The organism is Streptomyces canus, assembly GCF_030816965.1.
In the GTDB taxonomy this organism is placed as follows: Bacteria; Actinomycetota; Actinomycetes; order Streptomycetales; family Streptomycetaceae; genus Streptomyces; species Streptomyces canus_E.
This window is the reverse complement of record NZ_JAUSYQ010000002.1, coordinates 1,858,664-1,877,515: the sequence shown is the minus strand read 5'-3', so window position 1 is coordinate 1,877,515 and position 18,852 is coordinate 1,858,664. Positions and strand designations below refer to the sequence as shown.

Annotated in this window: 17 protein-coding genes and 2 tRNA genes; 14 read left to right on the top strand and 5 right to left on the bottom strand. The window is 69.9% G+C overall.

Translation table 11 applies throughout. The annotated features are described in order from the left end of the window. Window positions 1-78 precede the first annotated feature (78 nt). Entirely contained in the window at window positions 79-528 is a 450-nt protein-coding gene (locus QF027_RS09640) for a hypothetical protein (protein ID WP_306986759.1), read from the top strand. Window positions 529-685: 157 nt separating this feature from the next. Next, complete coding sequence (locus QF027_RS09635; protein ID WP_306984164.1) at window positions 686-838, top strand: hypothetical protein; 153 nt, start codon at window positions 686-688, stop codon at window positions 836-838. 80 nt (window positions 839-918) lie between these two features. Here the strand turns inward: QF027_RS09635 and QF027_RS09630 are convergent, their stop codons facing one another. Together QF027_RS09630 and QF027_RS09625 are read right to left on the bottom strand one after the other, a co-directional pair. After that, on the bottom strand, window positions 919-1,479 hold the full coding sequence (locus QF027_RS09630; RefSeq protein ID WP_307073946.1) for a CGNR zinc finger domain-containing protein: 561 nt from the start codon (window positions 1,477-1,479) through the stop codon (window positions 919-921). A gap of 210 nt (window positions 1,480-1,689) precedes the next feature. Beyond that, the gene (locus QF027_RS09625; RefSeq protein ID WP_004002642.1) at window positions 1,690-2,103 is read right to left on the bottom strand and encodes an SsgA family sporulation/cell division regulator; all 414 of its coding nucleotides are present in this window, start codon (window positions 2,101-2,103) and stop codon (window positions 1,690-1,692) included. A 191-nt stretch (window positions 2,104-2,294) separates the two neighbouring features. Here QF027_RS09625 and QF027_RS09620 point away from each other — a divergent pair, with 191 nt between their 5' ends. The 7 genes from QF027_RS09620 (at window position 2,295) to QF027_RS09590 (ending at window position 9,827) form a co-directional block, all read left to right on the top strand. Next, window positions 2,295-2,756, top strand: a complete 462-nt coding sequence (locus QF027_RS09620) for a TIGR02611 family protein (protein WP_306984168.1) — start codon at window positions 2,295-2,297, stop codon at window positions 2,754-2,756. 74 nt (window positions 2,757-2,830) lie between these two features. After that, window positions 2,831-2,902 (top strand) — tRNA-Val (locus tag QF027_RS09615). A gap of 363 nt (window positions 2,903-3,265) precedes the next feature. Next, the gene (locus tag QF027_RS09610; protein ID WP_307073944.1) at window positions 3,266-4,555 is read left to right on the top strand and encodes an extracellular solute-binding protein; all 1,290 of its coding nucleotides are present in this window, start codon (window positions 3,266-3,268) and stop codon (window positions 4,553-4,555) included. A gap of 14 nt (window positions 4,556-4,569) precedes the next feature. Further along, window positions 4,570-5,526 (top strand): carbohydrate ABC transporter permease, encoded by a 957-nt coding sequence (locus tag QF027_RS09605; protein WP_306984172.1) that lies wholly within the window; start codon window positions 4,570-4,572, stop codon window positions 5,524-5,526. Further along, window positions 5,523-6,395: a carbohydrate ABC transporter permease gene (locus QF027_RS09600; protein WP_307073942.1), complete on the top strand. Its 873-nt coding sequence runs from the start codon at window positions 5,523-5,525 to the stop codon at window positions 6,393-6,395. The genes QF027_RS09605 and QF027_RS09600 overlap by 4 nt, the downstream gene beginning before the upstream one ends. A gap of 10 nt (window positions 6,396-6,405) precedes the next feature. Beyond that, window positions 6,406-7,002, top strand: coding sequence for a hypothetical protein (locus tag QF027_RS09595; RefSeq protein WP_307073940.1), 597 nt, complete (start codon window positions 6,406-6,408; stop codon window positions 7,000-7,002). An 89-nt stretch (window positions 7,003-7,091) separates the two neighbouring features. Next, entirely contained in the window at window positions 7,092-9,827 is a 2,736-nt protein-coding gene (locus QF027_RS09590) for an exo-rhamnogalacturonan lyase family protein (RefSeq protein ID WP_307073938.1), read from the top strand. A gap of 95 nt (window positions 9,828-9,922) precedes the next feature. Here QF027_RS09590 and QF027_RS09585 read toward each other — a convergent pair whose 3' ends face one another. Next, complete coding sequence (locus tag QF027_RS09585; protein WP_444876087.1) at window positions 9,923-12,403, bottom strand: SCO7613 C-terminal domain-containing membrane protein; 2,481 nt, start codon at window positions 12,401-12,403, stop codon at window positions 9,923-9,925. 48 nt (window positions 12,404-12,451) lie between these two features. Here QF027_RS09585 and QF027_RS09580 point away from each other — a divergent pair, with 48 nt between their 5' ends. Both QF027_RS09580 and QF027_RS09575 read left to right on the top strand, forming a co-directional pair. Then, window positions 12,452-12,898 carry an SRPBCC family protein gene (locus QF027_RS09580; RefSeq protein WP_306984183.1) on the top strand — a complete coding sequence of 149 codons (447 nt, stop codon included), beginning with the start codon at window positions 12,452-12,454 and terminating at the stop codon, window positions 12,896-12,898. A 39-nt stretch (window positions 12,899-12,937) separates the two neighbouring features. Then, a tRNA-Val gene (locus QF027_RS09575) sits at window positions 12,938-13,009 on the top strand. Window positions 13,010-13,298: 289 nt separating this feature from the next. Here QF027_RS09575 and QF027_RS09570 read toward each other — a convergent pair. Continuing rightward, entirely contained in the window at window positions 13,299-14,024 is a 726-nt protein-coding gene (locus QF027_RS09570) for a 3'-5' exonuclease (protein WP_306984184.1), read from the bottom strand. Window positions 14,025-14,215: 191 nt separating this feature from the next. Here QF027_RS09570 and QF027_RS09565 point away from each other — a divergent pair, with 191 nt between their 5' ends. The 3 genes from QF027_RS09565 to thrS all read left to right on the top strand — a co-directional run bounded on the left by QF027_RS09565 (window position 14,216) and on the right by thrS (window position 18,072). Then, the gene (locus QF027_RS09565; RefSeq protein WP_306984185.1) at window positions 14,216-14,782 is read left to right on the top strand and encodes a DUF4365 domain-containing protein; all 567 of its coding nucleotides are present in this window, start codon (window positions 14,216-14,218) and stop codon (window positions 14,780-14,782) included. After that, window positions 14,779-15,993: a hypothetical protein gene (locus QF027_RS09560; RefSeq protein WP_307073933.1), complete on the top strand. Its 1,215-nt coding sequence runs from the start codon at window positions 14,779-14,781 to the stop codon at window positions 15,991-15,993. Before QF027_RS09565 ends, QF027_RS09560 begins: the two co-directional genes overlap by 4 nt. 102 nt (window positions 15,994-16,095) lie before the next feature. After that, complete coding sequence (thrS, locus tag QF027_RS09555; protein ID WP_306984189.1) at window positions 16,096-18,072, top strand: threonine--tRNA ligase; 1,977 nt, start codon at window positions 16,096-16,098, stop codon at window positions 18,070-18,072. A 30-nt stretch (window positions 18,073-18,102) separates the two neighbouring features. On the opposite strand, the gene QF027_RS09550 is transcribed toward thrS, so the two are convergent. Continuing rightward, the gene (locus QF027_RS09550) at window positions 18,103-18,690 is read right to left on the bottom strand and encodes a potassium channel family protein (protein WP_306986760.1); all 588 of its coding nucleotides are present in this window, start codon (window positions 18,688-18,690) and stop codon (window positions 18,103-18,105) included. Between the last annotated feature and the right edge of the window lie 162 nt (window positions 18,691-18,852).

Genomic DNA, 18,852 nt, shown 5'->3' with positions numbered 1-18,852 from the left:
CCCGGCGGGGGTCGGCAGGTGCAGGATGGATAGGGACGAAGCGGCACGTTGCCGATCGAGCACCGCCTGGAGGACCGGATGATTGCCGAGACCGTCTGTTCCGCCGTCGCCGCGGCCGGCCTGGGCATCGCGGCGGTCACCGCGTACCGGAAGCGTTTCCTCGCGGCCACCCGTATCGCCGCCTACTCCCTTGTCCCGCTCGGCCTGGTGATGACCGGCGTCGTCGACTGGATCGCGGACACCGCCTTCAGCCCGACGGCCTGGGCGGGCTTCTGTGTGCTCGGTCTGTCGTGGGTGCTGTTCTCGACCACGCGCGCGGTGGAGCGCCGCCGCGGCGGCACCCGCAAGGAGCGCAAGGCGGCCCGCGGCGCCCAGCAGGAGGCCGTGGCTCCCGCGGCCTCGGCACCCTCGCTCGGCCCGGCCGTCCGCACCCCGGCAGCCCGCCCCGCGGGCAAGCCCCGGGCCACCGAGTCCGCCACGGACGACTTCAGTGACATCGAGGCCATCCTGAAGAAGCACGGCATATGACGGTCGCGTGGGTGAACTGAAACGTTCGCAGGAGGATCCGCACCCGTCCAGAAGCGATCACGACTCGAAACGGACATCACGGAATCCGGCGAACTCCCGCGCATTCCGGGCGTGTTGATCGCGCCGGGGATGTCGACTGCGCCATCATCGCCGCGAGATGCTGGACACCGAACAGAGCGACCCCGCGCCGCCGCAGGACGAGCCGCGTGGATGCCTTTTCGCCCTTTCCCAGCCACCGCTGATGATCTTCCTTGCGGTGATCGGGTGTCTGCTGCTCATGGCTGCGCTGCACGACCTGCTGCTGCTCTGAGCCGTACCCGTGGGTCCCCGGCGCCACCCGCCGGGGACCACGTCGACCGCCCTGCCAGGGCCCAGCCCGGCCGCCCGGCCTCAGCCCGCGGCCTCCTTGCGCCGCGCCCGGTACGCGGCCACATGCAGACGGTTTCCGCAGGTCCGGCTGTCGCAGTAGCGCCGTGAGCGGTTGCGGGACAGGTCGACGAAGGCCCGTCGGCAGTCGGGCGCCTCACAGCGCCGCAGTCGCTCCTGTTCTCCGGCCACCACGAAGAACGCCAGCGCCATCCCGCAGTCGGCCGCCAGGTGGTCGGCGACGGAGGCGCCCGGCGCGAAGTAGTGCACATGCCAGTCGTAGCCGTCGTGATCCGTGAGCTGGGGAGTGGTGCCCGCGGCGGCGACCAGATCGTTGATCAGCGCGGCGGCGGTCCGGGCGTCCGGGGCGGCGAAGACCGAGGCGAACCGGCCGCGGATCTTGCGCACGGCGGACAGATCGAACTCCGAGAGCACCCCGACACCACTGATCTCGTGGTTTCGTACGAAATCCTCGAGCGCCGCGACGTCCGGCAGTCCCTCCGGCGCCGCGTCGTCCTCCGGTGCGGTGTTCACCAGATCGACCACGGTGTCGAGGGCGCACCGGGTGTCGTGGGTGATCAGCACGATTCGCTCCCTGGCCTGGGGGTCGGGCGAATGCCCGCCGATGCTGGCCGATGGTAGTGGCTCGCCGGGCCCCGGTGACGGGTAGCACGACAGGCGCCGTGGCTGCGGAGCGCTCCGCAGCCACGGCGCCAGTCGTTCCCTATCCGGTTGTACCTGCCCGAGCCGTCTCCCCGAGTGGACGGCGCCGGGCGGCTCTGTGGGACCTCGCCCCTAGCTTTCCGCCAGGATGTGCGAGAGCTCCTGATCCAGATCGAAGTGCCGGTGCTCCGTGCCCGGGGGCACGGCGGCGTCCGTCCGCTTCAGGAACGATTCCAGGGCCCGCGCCGGGGCCTCGAGCAGTGCCTCGCCTTCAGGGGAGCTCAGGGCGATGCAGACGACGCCCTGACCGTGACTGCGCGACGGCCAGACTCGGACGTCGCCGGTTCCGGTGGGCCGGTGGAGGCCCTCCGCGAGGAGGTCGCGGGCGAACACCCACTCGACGGTTTCCTCGGCTCCGGTGTGGAAGGTGGCGTGCACGGCGTAGGGGTCGGCCGTGTCGTACCGCAGGCCTGCGGGGACAGGCAGGGAGGACTCGCTCGACACAACGAGGCGCAGGTGCAGCTCGCAGCTGACCGTGGTGTTCATAAGCGCCAGGGCCTTTCGCTCAGTGTGCGCTCGGGGATTCGCACGTCGGCGAAATCGACATGCCACCTACGGTGCCGTTGTAAACCCCTCTGAGTGTTTTGCGTGCCTTTATGTAACTCTTCCGGCCGAGCGCGTCTTCGAGAGGTACGACCATTCCGGTGACTGGTTTCTCTCGGGTAGGGTTTGGCTGTATGAATACGGGGAGTGACGAGCCGGGCGAGGTCGCCGTGTCAGCGGACGAGGGGACCGGCGAGAAGACGGACGAGACGAAGGACGGGCAGGGGCTCGGCTCACGGGCGCCGGAGTTCGTCAAGGCGCGTCGCCTGTTGCATCTGAGCTGGCAGGTCCTCATCTTTGTCATCGGCCTGGCGGTCGTGGTGGCGGGCATCATCATGCTGCCGCTGCCCGGACCCGGGTGGGTCGTGATCTTCGGCGGCATGGCGATCTGGGCGACCGAGTTCGTCTGGGCCCAGCTCGTGCTCCGCTGGACCAAGCGCAAGGTGACCGAGGCGGCCCAGCGCGCCCTCGATCCCAAGGTGCGGCGGCGCAACATCATCCTGACGGCGATCGGCCTGGTGATCGTGGCCGCGATCCTGGCGGTCTACCTCTGGAAGTTCGGCTTCGAGATGCCCTGGAACATCAAGAACCAGTGAGCCGCCCGGGTGCCCAGGCTGTCACCGCTGGTCACGGGCACCCTCTGACATGGGGTAATCTTCTTCCTGCGTCCGGGCGATTAGCTCAGTGGGAGAGCGCTTCGTTCACACCGAAGAGGTCACTGGTTCGAACCCAGTATCGCCCACCCGGATCGACGGCCCGTCTGCGAGAACGCGGACGGGCCGTCGGCGCGTCCGGGGGCTGCCGGCTCCGCCCGCGTGACCGTCCGCAGCGACGCCTTCCCGCCGCCCTACTTTTTCGGCCGCCCGCCGATCTCGTACGGCGGCGTGCGCCCCGTTCGACAGGTCGATCCCATGTCTCTCACCTGGGCAGTCGTCAGTTCCCGGACGCCGCCCGACTGTTGGAGGCGCGCCGACCTCTCACCACAGTCAGAAGAAATTCCTGTCCGAATCATTGACGCACCCCCGGGCCCTCCGTAGCTTGTGCCAGCAAGCGCTTACTTGAAACGATTCATGCAGGCGGCGACGCTGCGGGGAGGGGCTCGACTGTGGGAACCGGCAGGAATGTTGAGAGGCGAACGATCCTGAAGGCGGCCGGGGCTACAGCGGCGACGCTGGGGCTGGCCGCGACGACGGGGTGCGGAGGTGACAGCGACAGTTCCGGAGACGGGACTGTGACACTCCGTTACGCGTGGTGGGGTGGCGAGCCGCGCACCATCGCCATCAAGAAGACGATCGCGCTCTTCGAGAAGAAGTACCCGAAGATCAAGATCAAGCCTGAATTCACCGACTACGAAGCGTTCTGGGAGAAGTTCCAGACCCAGGCCTCCGGCGGGAATCCGCCGGACGTTTTCCAGAACGCGGTCGGTTTCCTGCGCAAGTACGACAAGCGCGGTGTTCTGCTGGATCTCAAGTCGCAGGCGGACGCCGGGAATCTGAGCCTGGACAACTTCCGCAACGGCGTTCTGGCGAACGGTCAGGTCGACGGCAAGCAGATCGCCATTCCGGTCGGCGCCAACACCATGGCGCTCGTCATCGACCTCAAGGCATTCAAGAAGGCGGGCGTCGAAGCGAAGTTCGGCTGGACCTGGGATGAGTACTTCGCCGCGCTCCAGACGATCCAGGACAAGCTGAAGATCGCCGGTGACACCGGGTACTTCAGCATCATGTACCTCTACGACCTGTATCTGCGTCAGAACGGGAAGGCCTTCTTCACCGACTCCGATCTCGGTTTCACCGAGGACGACCTGACGCAGTGGTGGACGGACGGCTACAAGCGCGTGAAGTCCGGGCTCGTCGCCGACCCGAAGAAGATCGAGCAGGTCAAGCCCAAGTCCGGTCTCTCGGCGGGCCTCGCCGCGTCCGAGTTCACCTGGGACAACTTCTCCATCCGCTACGAGGGCGAGGGCGAGTCGGACTACGGGCTCGCGCCGATCCCCACCACGGACGGCAAGCAGACCGGCCAGTACCTCGGCTCGCTGATGCTCAGCGGCTTCTCCGGGACCAAGCACCCCAAGGAGGTCGCCCAGTTCATCAGCTTCATGGTCCACGACCCCGAGGTCGGCAAGATCATGGGCTACGACCGCGGCATCCTCGCCACCACCGAGCAGTACGACGCCTTCAAGCCGGCCGACGCCCAGAACAAGGGTGTCGCGGCCTACGAGGACGAGGTCGCCAAGGCGGGCGTGCTCGGAAAGATCACCCCGCACCCGTCCGGCGCCGACGTCATCGAGGCGGCGTTCCTGCGCCTCGGCGGTGAGGTCGCCCAGGGCAAGTCCAAGCCGGCCGACGCCGCCAAGGCGCTGTTCAGCGAGGCGAAGGCCGCGTTCGCGGGCTGAGGGGACGTACCACCATGACGCTCGTCAAGGAAGCGCCCGTGCGCCCGGCCGGGAAGCGGCCCGCCGCTCCCGCCGCCGGGCGGCGCGGGCGGCGCCGCGAGAACCTCGCCGGCTATCTCTTCATGTCGCCGTGGATCGCGGGTTTCCTGCTGCTCACGGCGGGGCCGATGATCGCGTCGCTGTACTACGCGTTCACCCGGTACAACCTGTTCACGCCGCCCGAGTGGGTGGGCTTCGACAACTTCACGACGATGTTCCACGACCCGCGCTGGCAGAAGTCGGTGGAGGTCACGCTCAAGTACGTGGTCGTTGCCACTCCGCTGAAGCTGCTGCTCGCGCTCGGCGTCGCGCTGCTGCTCGCGCAGAGCCGGCGCGGGCAGGGCCTGTACCGGGCCGCGTTCTACATGCCCTCCCTCATCGGCGCCAGCGTCTCGGTCGGCTTCGTGTGGCGGGCGCTGTTCTCCGACGACGCGATCGTGGACCGCACCCAGAAGATCTTCGGCGTCGACGTGGGCGGCTGGATCGGCAACCCCGACTACGTCCTCTACTCCCTGGTGGCCCTGAGCATCTGGCAGTTCGGTGCGCCGATGGTCATCTTCCTGGCCGGTCTCAAGCAGGTTCCGCGGGAGCTGTACGAGGCCGCCGAGGTGGACGGGGCCGGCCCCTTCCGCAGGTTCTGGAACATCACGCTGCCGATGATCTCCCCGGTGCTGTTCTTCAACGTGCTGCTGGAGTCCATCCACGCGTTCCAGGTGTTCGGCTCCGCCTACGTCGTCTCCGACACCCGGTGCGGGCCCGCCGACGCCACCCTCGTCTACACCTGTTACCTCTACCAGAAGGGCTTCAAGGAGGCCCAGATGGGCTTCGCCGCCGCGATGGCCTGGTCGCTGGTGGTCGCGGTGGCGCTGGTCACGGCGGTCCTGTTCTGGTCGCAGAAGAAGTGGGTGCACTACGAGGAGGCCGCCAAGTGACCACTGTCAGCACCCCTGTGGTGCGCACCACGAGTGAGCGGCGGCGCACCGGATCGATCGCCTGGCACGTGGGCGCGCTCGCCGTCCTCGCGGTCGTCCTGTACCCGGTGATCTGGGTCCTCGGTGCCTCGTTCAAGCCGAGCAAGGACATCATCGCCAGCATCGACCTGCTGCCGTCCAAGCCGGTCTGGGCGAACTTCTCCGGCCTCGCCGACGGCATCTCCGGCATCTCCATCGGCAGCTTCTTCACGAACTCGCTGATGTACGCGGGCCTCGCCGTGGCCGGTGTCGTGATCTCCAGCTCGCTGACCGCCTACGCCTTCGCCAAGATCCGCTTCGCCGGGCGGAACCTGCTGTTCACGCTGATGATCGGCACGCTGCTGCTGCCGTATCACGTGCTGCTCATCCCGCAGTACGTGATGTTCCGCAAGCTGGAACTCGTCGACACGCTGGTGCCACTCGTGGCCGGCAAGTTCCTGGCGACGGAGGCGTTCTTCGTCTTCCTGATGGTGCAGTTCATGCGCGGACTGCCGCGCGAGCTGGACGAGGCCGCCAAGCTCGACGGCTGCGGGCACCTGAGGACCTACTGGTCGATCGTGCTGCCGCTGTGCCGCCCCGCCCTCATCACCAGCGCCATCTTCACCTTCATCAACGCGTGGAACGACTTCATGGGGCCCTTGATCTACCTCAACACCCCCTCCAAGTACACCGTCTCGCTGGGCCTGATGATGTTCCGCGACCAGGAGGGCATCTCCAACTACGGCAGCATGATCGCGATGTCGCTGGTGGCGCTGGTGCCGGTCATCGCCTTCTTCATGGCCTTCCAGCGCTACCTCATCGACGGCATGGCGACGTCCGGACTGAAGTGAGGCGGTCAGCATGGCGCAAGCGCGTGTGAAGGCCCGTCGCAGGGCCTCCGTGTTCGGCGGCGAACGCTTCGCTCTCTTCGCCGAGACCCTGCTCACCGGCGTGTGGATCGCCGTGGCCTGTCTCGGACTCGTCACCTACCCGGCGGCCTTCGCCGCCGGGGCACGGCATCTGCGGCGTCGTACGGGCCATGAGGGCGGCGGCTGGCGGGAGTTCGTCGCGGACTTCCGTGCGGCCGCACGCCGCGGGTGGCTCGTCGGAATCGCCGGGTGGGTCGCGGCGGCCGCGGTCTGGGTGGACGTCCAGGCCGCGCGGGCCGGGATCCCCGGTGGCCCTCTCGTCGGGGCCGTCGGACTGTTCGCGCTGATCGGTCTCGCGGTGGCCGGGCTGCGCGCGACGGCGGTCTGGACTCCGGGCGCCTCCTGGCGGGCGCTGCTCGCGGACGCCGTACGCCGGACCCTGCGCGACCCCGCCGGGTCCTTCCTGATCGTCGCCGGACTGGCCGTCGTGGCCCTGTCCGCAGGGTTCATCGCACCGCTGGCGGTCCCGGTCCTCGGGGCCGTCGCGGCGGCGGCCGTAGCCGTGGAGGAGCGCTACCGGCGCCGCTGACGGGCGGCGCCCCCGATCCAGGTCGGCGCCCCGGGCGCCGTACCTCTCTCTGTCATGCCCCTGACCAGCCGCACATGGAAGGAATGGCCATGTCCCCCATCCCCCGCAGGTCCATCCTCAAAGCCGCCGCCGTCGCCGGTGCCGCCGCGCAGTTCAGCTGGGCGCTGGGAGCCAAGGAGGCGCAGGCCGCGCCGAGAGCCGCCGAGGCCCACGACTCTCCCGTGACCCTGGACTGGCTGGAGGACGGCGGCCTCGGTGCCGCGCCCGGCACCACCGTCGGTGTCCCCTGGCCGAAGGGCGTTTATCAGGAGGACCAGAAGTTCGCGGTCACGGACGCCGACGGCAAGGCCGTGCCGGTTCAGTCCTGGCCGATCGCCTACTGGCCCGACGGCTCGCTCAAGTGGACTGCCCACGCGGTCAGTTCGGGCAACGGCAAGCTGTCGTTGGGCGCCGGTGACGCCGCCGTACCCGACAAGAAGGTCACCGTCGACAAGAGCGGCGGCACGATCACGGTCTCCACCGGGGTCATCACCGCCAAGATCGGCAAGTCGGGCGCCACGCTCATCAAGTCGGTCACCCGCGGGTCGACGGAGATCGCCAGGAACGGGCGGCTCGTGCTGATCCGCCAGCCCGAGATCGAGGACGAGGACCAGGGCACGGTCAGGACCGAGCGCTTCGAGGGGGCCATCTCCGAGGTCACCGTCGAGCAGTCGGGCCCGGTCCGCGCCGTCGTCAAGATCGACGGCAAGCACCGCAAGGGCAGCCGGAGTTGGCTGCCGTTCTCGATCCGGCTCTACTTCTACGCGGGCGCCGACTCCTTCCGCATGGTGCACACCATCACCTACGACGGCACCCAGGAACCCGGCAAGGCGAGCGGCGACTTCATCCGCGGCCTCGGCGTCCGCTTCAGCGTGCCGATGCGCGACCAGCCCTACGACCGTCACATCCGCATCGGCGGGGAGGGGACCGGCCTGCTGCGCGAGGCCGTCAAGGGCATCACCGGTCTGCGCCGCGACCCCGGCGCCGCCGTCCAGGCCGCCCAGTACGCGGGCCAGAAGCTGCCCGACCCCGCCACCTGGGACCAGCGGGTCACCACCCGGCTCCAGTACATCCCGGAGTGGGGCGACTACACCCTCTCCCAGCTCTCGGCCGACGGCTTCACCCTGCGCAAGCGCACCAAGAAGGGACACGGCTGGGTCGGTGCCGGCGGTGGCAGGCGGGCCTCCGGCTTCGGTTACGTCGGTGGCGCGAGCGGCGGTTTCTCCTTCGGCCTCAGGGACTTCTGGGAGAAGCACCCCTCCCAGCTCGACATCCGTGACGCCCAGACCGACGAGGCCGAGGTCACCCTCTGGCTCTGGTCGCCCGAGGCCCAGCCCATGGACCTGCGCTTCTACCACGACGGCATGGGCCAGGACACCTTCGCGGAGCAGCTCGAAGGCCTCAACATCACCTACGAGGACTACGAACCGGAGTTCGGCACGCCCTACGGCATCGCCCGTACGTCGGAACTGCTGTTCTGGGCCAACGAGTCGACGCCGTCACCGGAGGCCCTGGCCCAACAGGTCGAGGCCGTCAGGGTGCTGCCACAGCTCGCCGCACCGCCCAAGCAGCTCATCAAGGCGAAGGTCTTCGGGCCGGGCCTCTACTCCGAGCCCGACCGCTCGACGCCGGCCAAGGCGAAGATCGAGGACCACCTCGACTTCCTCTTCACCTACTACAAGGACCAGGTGGAGCAGCGTCGTTGGTACGGCTTCTGGGACTACGGCGACATCATGCACACCTATGACACCGTCAGGCATCAGTGGCGGTACGACATCGGTGGCTATGCCTGGGACAACTCCGAGCTGTCGCCGGACCTCTGGCTCTGGTTCGCGTACATCAGGTCGGGTCGCGCGGACATCTTCCGGTTCGCCGAGGCCATGACGCGGCACACCGGTGAAGTGGACGTGTACCACCTGGGCCAGTGGGCCGGACTCGGTACCCGGCACGGTGTGCAGCACTACGCCGACAGCGCCAAGCAGCAGCGCATCGCCAACACGACGTACCGGCGCTACTACTACTTCCTCACCGCAGACGAGCGCGTCGGCGACCTCATGCACGCCAACGTCGACTCCGACGAGACGTTCCTCGTGCTCGACCCGCTGCGCAAGGTCCGCACCGACCCCTACACCCCCGACCGGCACGCCCTGTCCATCGGGTTCGGCACGGACTGGAGCGGGCTGGTCTCGGCCTGGCTGACCGAGTGGGAGCGCAAGGGCCCCAAGTGGGAGAAGGCCAAGGCCCGCGTGCTGTCGACGATGGAGGGCATCGCCGCCCAGCCCAACGGATTTGTGCAGGGAAGCGGACTGTACGACCTCGACACGGGCAAGTTCGCGGTGGCCTCGGCGCCCGTCGTCGGGGTCTCGCACCTCTCCGCCGTGTTCGGGCTCAACGAACTGTGCGCCGAGCTCATCGACCTCGTCGACATGCCGAAGTTCAACGAGGCGTACTTCGACTACTGCCGCTACTTCAACGCGACCAAGGCGGAGCAGGCGGCGCGTTACGGGTCCAACTTCGGGTCACTGCTGCTGTTCCAGGGGCACTCGCGGCTGGACGCCTACGCGGCCGTGCAGACCGGGGACGCGAAGCTGGCCACGCGCGCGTGGGAGAAGTTCTACAACTCCGACGGGTACAAGGAGTCCGCGCCCTGGAAGACGGAGGCGTTGAGCGGGCCGGTCTCGCTGGTGGCGGGTAGTGAGGCGGCCTGGGTGTCGACCAACGACACCGCGTTGTACGGGCTCGCCGCCATCGAGAACCTGGCGTTGCTCGGGGACAAGATGCCGTAGGGGCTTGTGCCTGGGGGACTGCGGGGCTGTTGTGGCTGGTCGCGCCCGCGCGGCGGAGCCGCATATTCGATACGGCCCCGCGCCCCTGGGCGGGTTCAGTGCATGGTGGTCAAGAAGTGGCGCATCCTTTTGGCGTCCCTGAGGCGGTGTTCGTAGGTGGCGCCCAGTGCGAGCAGGAGGAGGCCGGCCAGGGCCGGCGGCACCCAGCGGGGGAGGGCGTCGGTCACCTGGACGATGTACGGGGCCAGTTCGTGCAGGGCGTCCAGGAGCAGTACCGAACCGCCCAGCAGGAGCGGGGCCTGGAGGCGGTGGCGGGCGCCTGCCAGGGTGACCGACAGGGCCGCCACACCGAGCAGCAGGGGACGCGTCCAGTGAGGGTCGCCCCAGGCCGCGAACAGGCTCGGTACGAGAGTGGCGGCCAGGCCGGGGGCGTACGACGTCCAGGACGAGGTCTGCGGGTCGCGGCGGTGGCGCAGGGCACCGACCAGCAGCGCGGGGATCGTGACCGGGAGCGTGTAGGCCTCCGGGGTGTCCACCTCCCAGCCCGCCAGACGGACCCAGGTGGCCGCGAGGAACAGGGCCGCGGCCGCGTAGCCGACGGGGCGGCGGTCCGTACGGATCGCCGTGCCCGCGGTGATCACTCCGCACAGGGCCAGGACCGTGGCGAGCAGGGGCAGGTCGGTGGCTGCCAGCGCGATGGCGAGCAGCCCGGCCGCCGCTCCGGCCGCCTCCACCGGCACGGTGGCCCTCGAGTCGCCGAGTCGTCCGGCGAGCAGAGCCGCGGTCGCGGGGACCACCAGGACCAGCAGGGCGGTGTGCGCCGGTGACCAGTGCGCGGCGGCGCCGGTCGCGCAGGCCAGTGCGGCGCCGTGGACGAGGGCGGCCGGGGCCGTGAAGGAGGCGAGACGCCAGGAGGCCGCCGTGAAGAGGGCGATCAGGCCGGAGAGCACCACCAGGGTCGCGGTCTGGGAGGCGAGGGCGAGGAAGGCCAGACTCGCGGAGGTGACCAGTGCGAGGACGAGGGCCGTGACGTGCTGCCGTAGGTACATCGCTGCAGTCAGGGCCCCGGCGGTCGCGGCGCTCTGGATCAACAGGCCTGCGGAATAGGGGAGTTCCAGCACTGCCGGGAGGGTGAGTGCCGTGGCCCAGGCCAGGCCCGATGCCCCTGTCAGGGCCCTGGCGCGCCAGGCCGTGTCCCGTACCGCCAGGGCGAGCACGGCCGCGACGGCCGCCAGGACGAGCGGTGCCGCCTCCGCGTGCGGCGGCCAGGTCACGTCGACGGTCACCGCGGTACGGGAGTTCGACGGGGCGCCGTTCCACGCCCGCGAGGCCCAGGCGAGCGGGCCCAGCACGACGACGCCGACGACGGGCAGGGCCCACAGCAGGGACAGCGCCTGTACGGCTGCGGCGGCCCAGGCCAGACCCCGCCGTACCGCGTCCGGCAGCCGGTGGAGCCTGAGGGCCGCCAACAGGGCGATCCCGAAGGCCAGATGAGCCGGAACGGTCCACAACTCGGGCAGCAGGGACCGAGCCGTGCCGCCGAGCGCGACCACCGCGAGCAGTCCGGAGGCGACAGCGAGCCCGAGGGCCTGCCCGTTCGCCCGCGCCGTATGTCCGGTGCCGTCCGACGACTCGCCTGCCCGCGTGTCTTCCGCGGTGTCGGCCGCGTGCGCCGCCCTACGACCGCCCTGCCACGCGGCGGCCAGCGTGATCGCGCTCGCCAGGAGAAGGAGCGCCGCCGCACGGGCGGCGGCGCTCGGGCCGGAGGCTGTCCAGGTCAGCAAGCCGGCCGCCAGTGCGCCCCAGGCACCCCCTCCGTACGCGCCGATCGCGGCGACCACGCGTACGGACCCGGGCGTCGTCCGGAGCGCCACAACCGTGTCGAAACCGGCCGTCACCAGGAGCGCGGCCGTGAGACCGTAGGAACCCGCGTCGGCCGCGATCGCCCAGAAGAGCAGCGGGAGTTGGGCCGCGACCAGGGCGGCCGGGCGGGGCAGGCGCAGGCCGGTGGCGCCCGGCAGGAGGCCGTACGCCGTCCAGAGCGCCGCGAGGAGGGCCGAGGCGACCGCCGTGTACGGCGCCCCGGGTGTCTCAAGGAAGACGGCCCCGTGCAGCGCGACCGCGTCCAGGACCGTCAGTGCCAGCCCCAGTCCCGCCACGGACTCGGCCGTCGAGCGCAGCCCGCGCTTCAGCAGCGGGAGCGGTGCGGCGAGGGCGGCCACCGTGACCGCGCCGAGCACCAGGGTCCGGCCGGTGATGCCCAGGTGACCCCAGCTGACCAGGGTGAACACCATCGCCGCGATCGTGAGCAGGACACCGCCGAGCACCAGGAGCACGTTCTGCACGCTCGGTGCGCTCGCCTCGGGGCGAGGGGATGCGGCGGGCCTCGGCCCTGTCGGCTGCGGCGCCTGCCACTTCGGCTGGAGCGCCGCGACCAGCCAGGCGCGGCGGGCCAGCAACTGGGCCCGGCGAGCGTCCAGTTGCCACAGCTCGGCGTCGAGGAGGCGGAGCTCCTCGGCAGGGGGCGGGATGTGCGTCATGCCCTGAAGTGTGGGCTGGGTCACGCGGCGCGACATGAGTACGCGTACTCACAACCTACTCGGATCCGATGCCAGACTCTGTCCATGGACTGGACCCGATACCGCTTCCGCAGCCTGTGGTCCCTGCCCGCGAAGCCCGCCGTCGTCTACGACGTGCTGGAGCGCGCCGAGGAGTATCCGCGCTGGTGGCCCCAGGTGCGCGAGGTGCGACGGCTGGACGACACCAGCGGCGTGATCACGATCCGCGCCGTGCTGCCGTACGACCTGGTCTTCACCGCGCACGCGGTGCGGCGCGATCCGGAGGCCGGGGTGCTGGAGATCGCGATGGACGGCGATCTCGACGGCTGGGCGCGCTGGACGATCACCGCGGACGGGAACGGCAGCCTTGCCCGCTACGACCAGGTCACCGAGGTGAAAAAACCGCTGCTCCGGCGCTTCGCCGTGCCCGGACGCCCGGTCTTCCTGGCCAACCACCGATGGATGATGAGTGCCGGACGGCGGGGGCTCGTCGCCTACTTGAAAGCGGTTTGAAGGAAACCCGCGGGGACCTGTATTGTTCAGTGCGTTCCCGGGCGATTAGCTCAGTGGGAGAGCGCTTCGTTCACACCGAAGAGGTCACTGGTTCGAACCCAGTATCGCCCACCCGGAAAAAGACCGGTCTGCAGCCGCAGGCCGGTTTTTTGTGTCCAGTTGCCGTCATGGCCGTGACAGTGCTCGGCTTCGCCCTGGCGATCACCGGCGCACCCCGCGCGGCACCGCCCTGTGGCCGCCTGGGCGGTGGCTCTGGGCGTCGAGTCCGCCGGGGAGCAGGCCATCCGGCGCCGCCCCCTGTCCGCGGCCGGGGGTGAGGCTCGGGGAAGCCCGGAGCGGGACCCTGCCGCGTCGCGCAGGGTCCCGTGCCGCTCCCCCTCCTGTCCCGCCGCCGCTTCCGTCACGCCGCTGCCGGCAGATCCGGGCGCAGCGGCCACGCCGGGTCCACCGACTCCTCCGACCCGCTGCGCGCGAACCACGCCTGCAGGCCCCGCGCCTGGGCCGCGTGCCAGACCGCCTGCAGGTCGTGCAGCTCCGGCGGTGCCAGCCGCTCCAGCCGGGCGGCGAAACGGCGCCCCAGGGCCCGTACGAGATCCAGCGAGGCCTGCGCGTCGGCCGCCGCGTCGTGCGCGCCCGTCAGTTCGACGCCGTAGTGCGCGCACAGGTCGGTGAGGGTGCGGCGGCCCTTGCGGTAGCGGTCCAGATGCCTGTCGAGAACCCGCGGATCCAGCACCAGCAGCGGTGCGGAATCGAACCAGCGGTCCAGGGACGAGGCGCGGTGGCGGCGCAACTCACGGTCCAGCAGCGTCAGATCGAACGGAGCGTTCATCACGACCAGCGGACGGCCCGCCGCCGCCTGCTCGGCCAGCGTCTCGGCTATCTCGAACATCACCGGCGCCGGCCAGCGGCCGTTGAGCTGGAGATGTTCGTCCGTCAGCCCGTGCACCGCCGTCGCCCCTGCGGGCACCGGCACACCCGGATTGACCAGCCATCGGCTCACCCGTGGCCGGGTGCCCGCCGCGTCCTGGACGACGACGGCGGCCGACACGATCCGGTCGGTCTCGACGTCCACGCCCGTGGTCTCGGTGTCGAAAGCGGCCAGGGGCCCTTCGTACCAGCACGTCATAGCTACACAACCCCTCGTTCACCTACGGCAGCTGACGCCCCGTCTTCTGCCCGTTTGGTGATACCCGGGCTGTTTGCGCCGTACGCCGGAAGGACACAACAGGAGTACGGGTCTTTGCAGTTCAGCGACACGGCGCGAGATTCATGTGGCCCATGTGTGGGCATGTCACTTGGCTTGGAAGGCTGTTGGTCATGGCGATAGCGCAGCCCGAGCGGGGCGGGCTGCTGCCCGAACGCACGGGCCCTCTTCGCGGCACGCTCGCCACCACCGCCTGCATGGAGACACTGCAGGTGGGCTATCTGCACGCTGTCGCGGCGGCGGCCGGCTGCTCGTTGTCCCAACCCTTTCCGGACAACGGCATCGACTGGCACGTCAGTCACGGCTCGCCCGGACACACCGTCGACGACGAGGTCACCATCAAGGTGCAGCTCAAGTGCACCTACCAAGTCGCCCCCGACCCACCGGGCCGCTCCTTCTCCTTCACGCTCGACAACGACCATCTGCGCAAACTCGCCCGCACCCCGGTGTCGGTCCACAAGATCCTGGTGGTCATGCTCGTGCCGCGAACCCAGGACGACTGGCTGCGCGCCGGCCACGACCGCCTGGACCTCAGACACTGCTGCTACTGGGTCAACCTGGCCGGGCACGCGATCACCGGCCGGACCCGGACCACCGTGCGGATCCCCACCAACCGCATCTTCGACGACCGGGCGCTGTGCGAGATCATGACGCGGGTCGGGACGGGAGGCAGACCATGACCCACCGCCCGCTGGAGGAGCCACTGCGTGCGGTACGGCCCCACCCCGAGGCCCACTGGGACCGTTCGCCGACTCCCGAAGAGGTCGACCCGGCCGTCCTGAGCGCCCTGCTGCACCGGCACGGCTGGCAGCGGCGCGGCGGTGCCCCCGGCCGCTACGGCCGCTGGACGCCACCAGGGCCGGGTGCGAGCGGCACCAGCCTGCTCGTGCCCGAGAGCCGTGCCTTCCCCGACAGCGAGGACCTCCTCGGCGAGGCCCTCGTCGCCCTCTCCCGCAGCGGCACGCCCTCCGCGCGCGAGGTGCTCGTCGGCCTCGTCGTGCCCAGCGACGAGATCCGCTGGTGGCGGGACGTCCCGACCGGCCCCGCCGACGCCACGTCCTGGACCGTCGAGGAGCAGCTGCGCGCCGCCGCCCGCCAGACCCTGCTGGCCGGCGCGCTCGCCACACACGCGCGTGCCGGCTACTACGGCGCCCGTTATCGCCGTACGGCAGCCGCGTCCCTGGAAAACGTCCTGGTCGGCTCGGCCGCCGGTGGCCGCCGGCTCACCGCTTTCGTGCCCGTCGGCACCACCCGCCCCCTCGCCGTCCGCCTCCATCAGGCCCTCTACGCCACCCGCGAGGCCATCGACTACCAGCGGGCCACCGGTGGCATGGACGCCTTCGACGGCGCCGTCGAGGCAGGCGTCAGCCGTGAGCTCACCGAGGCGCTGATCGCCCTGGTACGCGGCACGGAGGGCGCGCGGATCGCCGTCGAGTGGGCGCCCGCGGCCGGGGTCCCCGAAGGATGCGCGGCGTCCTCCGAGGCCGTGGAGTTCTCGCCCGGCGACCTGCCCGCGCTGCGCGAGGCCGGGGCCCGCTTCCTGCGCGAGGAGCCCTCCGTCCCGGTGCGGATCACCGGCACGGTGGTGCGGATGCGCAGGTCGGGGCCGCGCGGGGACGGATCGGTACGGCTGCGGGTGATCGCCGGCGCCGAGATCCCGCACCTCCGGCTGACCCTGGACGAGGAGGCGTACCGGATCGCCGGGCACGCCCACCTCGTCGGGCTGCCGGTCCGGGTGCACGGCAGGCTGGAGAGCCGCGGCGGCTTCCGCCGGCTCACCGGGGCCACCGGGGTCGTGCCCGTACAGGTGGACGAGGCCGAGCGGGACCGGCTGATGAAGTCCCTCCAGGAGAATCTCGACTTCTTCGAGGAAGCCTGCGGAGGGGACTGAGACCGGGACTGATTTCGCGGAGGTGGGGGCGGGGTCGGTACGATCCCCTATTGCGCGCGCTCCCGGTATGGCGCCGCACCCACCTTCAGTCAGGAGAGACCGGTGTCAGACGTCCGTGTGATCATCCAACGCGATTCCGAGCGGGAAGAGCGCGTGGTGACGACGGGCACTACGGCCGCCGAGCTCTTCGCCGGCGAGCGCTCGATCATCGCCGCGCGCGTGGGCGGCGAGCTGAAGGACCTGTCGTACGTCCTGTCCGAGGGCGAGGAGGTCGAGGGCGTCGAGATCTCCTCCGAGGACGGGCTCAACATCCTGCGCCACTCCACCGCGCACGTCATGGCGCAGGCCGTGCAGGAGCTCTTCCCCGAGGCCAAGCTGGGCATCGGCCCGCCGGTCAAGGACGGCTTCTACTACGACTTCGACGTCGAGAAGCCGTTCACGCCCGAGGATCTCAAGGCCATCGAGAAGAAGATGCAGGAGATCCAGAAGCGGGGACAGAAGTTCTCCCGCCGGGTGGTGACCGACGAGTCCGCTCGCGAGGAACTGGCCGACGAGCCCTACAAGCTGGAGCTGATCGGCCTCAAGGGCTCCGCGTCCTCCGACGACGGCGCCGACGTCGAGGTCGGTGCCGGTGAGCTGACGATCTACGACAACCTGGACGCCAAGACCGGCGACCTGTGCTGGAAGGACCTCTGCCGTGGTCCCCACCTGCCCTCCACCCGGAACATCCCGGCGTTCAAGCTGATGCGCAACGCGGCCGCCTACTGGCGCGGCAGCGAGAAGAACCCGATGCTCCAGCGCATCTACGGCACCGCGTGGCCGACCAAGGACGAGCTGAAGGCGCACCTCGACTTCCTCGCCGAGGCCGAGAAGCGCGACCACCGCAAGCTGGGCTCCGAGCTCGACCTGTTCTCCATCCCGGAGCAGATCGGATCCGGCCTCGCCGTGTTCCACCCCAAGGGCGGCATCATCCGCCGCGTGATGGAGGACTACTCGCGCCGCCGCCACGAGGAGGAGGGCTACGAGTTCGTCTACACCCCGCACGCGACGAAGGGGAAGCTCTTCGAGCAGTCCGGGCACCTGGACTGGTACGCCGACGGCATGTACCCGCCCATGCAGCTCGACGAGGGCGTGGACTACTACCTCAAGCCCATGAACTGCCCGATGCACAACCTGATCTTCGACGCGCGCGGCCGCTCGTACCGCGAACTGCCGCTGCGCCTCTTCGAGTTCGGGACCGTGTACCGGTACGAGAAGTCGGGCGTCGTGCACGGCCTCACGCGCGCACGCGGTTTCACGCAGGACGACGCGCACATCTACTGCACCCGTGAGCAGATGTCGGAGGAGCTCGACAAGACGCTCACCTTCGTCCTCGGCCTGCTGCGCGACTACGGCCTGACCGACTTCTACCTGGAGCTGTCCACCAAGGATCCGGAGAAGTTCGTCGGCTCGGACGAGGTCTGGGAAGAGGCCACGGAGACGCTGCGCCAGGTCGCCGAGAAGCAGGGGCTGCCCCTGGTCCCGGACCCGGGTGGCGCCGCCTTCTACGGCCCGAAGATCTCCGTCCAGACCAAGGACGCCATCGGCCGCACCTGGCAGATGTCGACCATCCAGCTGGACTTCAACCTGCCGGAGCGCTTCGAGCTGGAGTACACCTCGCCGGACGGCTCCAAGCAGCGTCCGGTCATGATCCACCGCGCGCTGTTCGGCTCCATCGAGCGGTTCTTCGCCGTGCTCCTGGAGCACTACGCGGGCGCCTTCCCGGCGTGGCTGGCCCCGGTCCAGGCGGTCGGCATCCCGATCGGCGACGCGCACGTGGAGTACCTGGAGAAGTTCGCCGCGGCCGCCAAGAAGCAGGGTCTGCGGGTCGAGGTCGACTCCTCCTCGGACCGGATGCAGAAGAAGATCCGCAACGCCCAGAAGCAGAAGGTGCCCTTCATGGTCATCGCGGGCGACGAGGACATGTCGGGCGGCTCGGTGTCCTTCCGCTACCGCGACGGCTCGCAGGAGAACGGCATCCCGTTCGACGAGGCCATCGCGAAGATCGTCAAGGTCGTGGAGGAGCGGGCGCAGGTCTGACGCCAGTTGCACGCGACGCCCCCGGGAGGCTCAGCTTCCCGGGGGCCTTTCGTCGTCCTCCCGCGCGAACACCTGGAGCAGCCAGGAGGCGAAGGTTCCCGTCACCGCGCCGAGCAGGGCCAGCCCGATGGCCATCACACCGACCGCGATCAGGCGTCCGCGCGAGGTGACCGGAACCACGTCGCCGTAGCCGACGGTGGCGAGGGTGGCGCAGGTCCACCAGACGGCGTCCCCGAAGGTGCGGATGGTCGCACCGGGCGCGTCATGTTCCTGCTGGTAGACGGCGAGGGCACCGGTGAAGCCCAGCAGAAGGGCCGCCAGACCGGCGTACACGATCACGCGCGCGTGCAGGGCGAGCCGGGGCCGTCCGTGCCGGCGCTGCACGGTCTCGTACAGCTTCACGACCCTGAGCGGGCGCAGCAGCGGCAGGAACAGCACCACGGTGTCCAGCATGTGCGTCCGTACGAAGCGCAGGCGCTGCCCGCTCAGGTGCCAACGCACCGCGTAGTCGACGGCGAACAGCGCCCAGGCGGCCAGTGTCACCGCCAGGCAGAGATCGAGCGCGGCCTTGTGGAGAGGGGCCAGGACCTGGAGTGCGTACGCCGTGAGAAAGGCCAGGGAGGCGAGGGCGAGGGGGAACTCGGTGCGGGCTTCCCAGCGGGCCTGGCGGCTGTCGGGGTCGTGGAGGACGGGGGCGTGGGGCGTGTGGGTGTGGGCGCTGCCGGTCCTGTGGGCGTCGGTGGTGTTGGTTCTGTTGGGGCCGGCGTCGGCCTCGTGAGC